The organism is Mesorhizobium sp. M7A.F.Ca.US.006.04.2.1, assembly GCF_004022915.1.
In the GTDB taxonomy this organism is placed as follows: Bacteria; Pseudomonadota; Alphaproteobacteria; order Rhizobiales; family Rhizobiaceae; genus Mesorhizobium; species Mesorhizobium ciceri.
The window spans coordinates 1-3,493 of record NZ_RZQA01000701.1; the positions used below are offsets into that span (position 1 = coordinate 1).

Here is a 3,493-nt window from a genome sequence, read left to right on the forward strand (position 1 = left end):
AGCGAGGACCAATCGGCGCCCGTCGACCGGCCGAACCTCTCCAAAGACTACCTCGCGGGAAAATCGCCGGAGGACTGGATTCCGCTCCGCGGGGAGAAATTCTATTCAAAAAACAACATCGACCTGCGTCTCGACACGAAGGCCGTTGATATCGACCTGCGTTCCCTCGAGGTCGTCCTCGCTGATGAAAGAAGGGTTCCTTACCACAGGCTGCTGCTTGCGACCGGCGCCGAACCCGTCCGCCTGACCATCCCCGGCGCCGACTTGCCGCACGTTCACACGCTGCGCTCGTTCGCAGACTGCAAGGCGATCATCGAGCATGCCGCGACTGCCCGTCGCGCGGTCGTGCTTGGCGCCAGTTTCATTGGCCTGGAAGTTGCCGCGGCTCTGCGCGCGCGCGCGATCGAAGTTCATGTCGTGGCGCCGGAAAAACGACCCATGGAGCGCGTCCTCGGCCCGCAAATGGGCGACTTCATCCGCGCCCTGCATGAAGAGCATGGCGTCGTATTCCATCTCGAGAATACAGCGAGCAGCATCGACGCCAAGAAGGTAAATCTCAGCAGTGGCGGCTCATTGGCGGCAGATTTCGTCGTCGTCGGCATCGGCGTGCGGCCGCGGATCAGACTTGCCGAAACGGCGGGGCTGGTCGTTGATCACGGCGTTGTTGTGGACGCCTTTCTGGAAACGAGCGAGCCAGGGGTATTCGCGGCCGGCGATATTGCGCGATGGCGCGATCCCCACAGCGGTGAGACAATTCGGGTCGAGCATTGGGTGGTTGCAGAGAGGCAGGGACGAACCGCGGCCCTCAACATGCTCGGCCAACGCGACAAATTCAACGGCGTGCCGTTCTTCTGGAGTCAGCATTACGATGTTCCCATCAACTATGTCGGTCATGCGGAGCGATGGGACGAGATCGCGGTCGATGGGAATATCGCCTCCAGGGATTGCCTGCTGCGCTTCAAGCGCGAAGGACGCACGCTGGCTGTCGCTTCGATCTTCCGCGACATCGAAAGTCTGGAGGCCGAGGTGGAAATGGAGCACCAGATGGCGACCTAGCAGAGCGCTCTCGGGCACCGCAGTTCGAAGAAGAGCGCAATCAGAAATGGCTGAGCGGAATGCCGTCATGATCGAAAGGAGTTCGAATTATGTCCACAGTGCAACAGGAACTTAGCACCACTAACGGTATGAGCACGGTCGCGCCCGCGCAACATTATTCAACGTTCGTCAAAATCATCAAGACGGTCGGCAAGGAAGCGTCCAACATGACGCCGACCTCGGTTGAAATCTTCTCGAACGGCAGCCAGTGGTACTGTCAGGTCCGTCGCGGTAACAAAACGACCAAGCCGATGGGCCCCTATTCCAAACTACAGGCTGAGCGAATCCAGGATGCCCGGCGAATGCTGATCGCAAAAAGAGGCACAGCTAATCTCGTGTTTGAGTAGGGCGAGGAGCTTTGACGGGCGGCGCCAGGCGACGAGCTGCTTCGTTGCGATGATCGGTGCGACGACGGCTCCCAGCGCAGGACGCCTTTCTAACGCCTGATACCAGTTGTCGCGGCGCATTTTCGCGGCACGTCGCCGTTCGTCCTTGGCCGAGGCTCATTACCCAATCCCGGAAGGAAGTCCAATGGCCTACAAGTCAATCGTTCTCAATCTCGACATCGATGGTATGGTTGCTCCTGTCATCAAGCTCGGTGTCGATCTGGCTCGGCGGTTCGATGCGCGTCTGATCGGCCTTTCGGCTGCCGATGTTCCCCCACCCATCGTAATGGAAGGAGGCGTCGCATTCGACGGTGAGAACATGCTGCGCCAGCGGAAGAACATCGAGCGGCGACTCGAGGATCTCCGCGCGGAATTCGAAGGTCTTGCTGGCGCGACGGTTGAGACGGAATGGCGCGGGACGGTGGGCAATCCGACCCGCTTGCTGATCGACTCGGCGCGTGTGGCCGATCTCATTGTCACAGCGTCGCCCGAAGGTGCCTCTTCTGGCAACATTCATCGTTCCACCGACCTGGGCAATCTAATCCTTCAGGCAGGACGACCTGTATTTGTCGCCTCCACCAACCAGGAAAATATCCGGATCAACAAGGTTCTTGTCGGGTGGAAGGACACCCGTGAAGCTAGGCGTGCGGTTGCTGATGCCATGCCGTTTCTGCAAATGGCCAAGGAGGTTCGTATAACCACGATCGACGATGACGCGACCGATGAAACCTCGAATAGCCTGGACGATGTTGTCGCCTTCCTTTCTTTTCACGGCGTAAAGGCGAAGGCGGAAGTGTTTCCGGAGAAATCCGATGGCGGAACGATCGCCGATGTGGCCGACGCAATGCGTGCGGATCTGGTCATATCCGGCGCCTACGGTCATAGCAGGTTCAGGGAGTGGATCTTCGGCGGGGCTACCCGCTCGCTGCTTGAAAATGATCGGCTGAACCGGGTGATGTCGAATTGATCACGTTGCTCGAACGATCGATACGCTCGGTCAAGCTGAATAACGTGACAAGGACTTTGCCCGCTGTAGGATTTTCGTCGTGCCGTCCCCCGAGCCAGTTGCATGTCCACGGTGTCGGCCTGAGTAAGGAGGCCCTTCATGAACTCCGATACACCTGATACTGACCGTCCGGACTTCGGCAAAGGCATCCCTCTGAGCCAACTCGCAGATGGCGCCATGCTCTCCGGCTATGTCGGCAACGAGCCTGTCTTGCTGGCACGTCGGGGCGAGGAAATATTCGCCGTTGGATCGGTCTGTACACACTACGGCGCACCTTTGGCCGATGGCTCCTCGTGGAGGATAATGTGCGTTGCCCTTTGGCATCACGCCTGTTTGAGTCTGCGCAAGGGGGGAAGCGGTCCGCGCCCCTGCCCTATCATCAATCCCCTGCTATGATGTCGAGCAAACTGACGCGTACATAAGGGTTCGGGTGCGGCGCCAGCCTAGGCGATGGGCAAGAACGGGTGACTGCCAAGCCTCAGCCAAATGCGCCAAAATTGACCCTACCCAGGCGGAGCACCGAGAAATGACGGAACACAAGAAGGCACCACGACGCCGACCCGCGACCGTCTCGATGACGAAAACATTTGAAGTCGGGGATCGGGTGAGTTGGAACTCGGAGGCAGGTCGCGTCCACGGAACGATCATTCGGATTCATACCCAAGATATAGACTATAAAGGCCACACGCATCACGCGAGCCCGCAGTCTCCTCAATACGAGATCAAGAGCAGCAAGACCGACCACGTGGCCCTGCACCGCGGCCAGGTGCTGACCCGATTAAGCGACTGACGGGAGCAACGCGTGGACGGGTCTCCCTGAACACGGACAGAACTTTCGGACGATCCGGTGCCGAGTCCACCGCACGCTTATCATGCCGCCGGCTCGTGAGGAGCAGCCGCGCTGCCCAGGACAGCAGAAACCCGGGTGCGCAGGTGAGGCACCAATTCGTTCTCGAACCACGGGTTGCGACGCAGCCAGGCTGTACTGCGCCACGAGGGATGGGGC

General features: G+C 59.4%; 4 protein-coding genes. All 4 read left to right on the top strand.

The annotated features are described in order from the left end of the window. On the top strand, positions 1 to 1,056 hold a 1,056-nt coding region (locus EN925_RS28345; RefSeq protein ID WP_128337088.1), incomplete at its 5' end, for an FAD-dependent oxidoreductase. An 89-nt stretch (positions 1,057 to 1,145) separates the two neighbouring features. Then, positions 1,146 to 1,442, top strand: coding sequence for a hypothetical protein (locus EN925_RS28350; RefSeq protein ID WP_064994261.1), 297 nt, complete (start codon positions 1,146 to 1,148; stop codon positions 1,440 to 1,442). A gap of 184 nt (positions 1,443 to 1,626) precedes the next feature. Next, complete coding sequence (locus EN925_RS28355) at positions 1,627 to 2,448, top strand: universal stress protein (protein ID WP_127369643.1); 822 nt, start codon at positions 1,627 to 1,629, stop codon at positions 2,446 to 2,448. Positions 2,449 to 3,061: 613 nt separating this feature from the next. After that, positions 3,062 to 3,277: a DUF2945 domain-containing protein gene (locus tag EN925_RS28365; RefSeq protein ID WP_064994287.1), complete on the top strand. Its 216-nt coding sequence runs from the start codon at positions 3,062 to 3,064 to the stop codon at positions 3,275 to 3,277. Positions 3,278 to 3,493: the final 216 nt, after the last annotated feature.

What these genes read in the sequence shown, in the direction of transcription:
- EN925_RS28350 (WP_064994261.1), top strand. Translation starts at nt 1,146, where the DNA reads ATGTCCACAGTGCAACAGGAACTTAGCACCACTAACGGTATGAGCACG.
- EN925_RS28355 (WP_127369643.1), top strand. Translation starts at nt 1,627, where the DNA reads ATGGCCTACAAGTCAATCGTTCTCAATCTCGACATCGATGGTATGGTT.
- EN925_RS28365 (WP_064994287.1), top strand. Translation starts at nt 3,062, where the DNA reads ATGACGAAAACATTTGAAGTCGGGGATCGGGTGAGTTGGAACTCGGAG.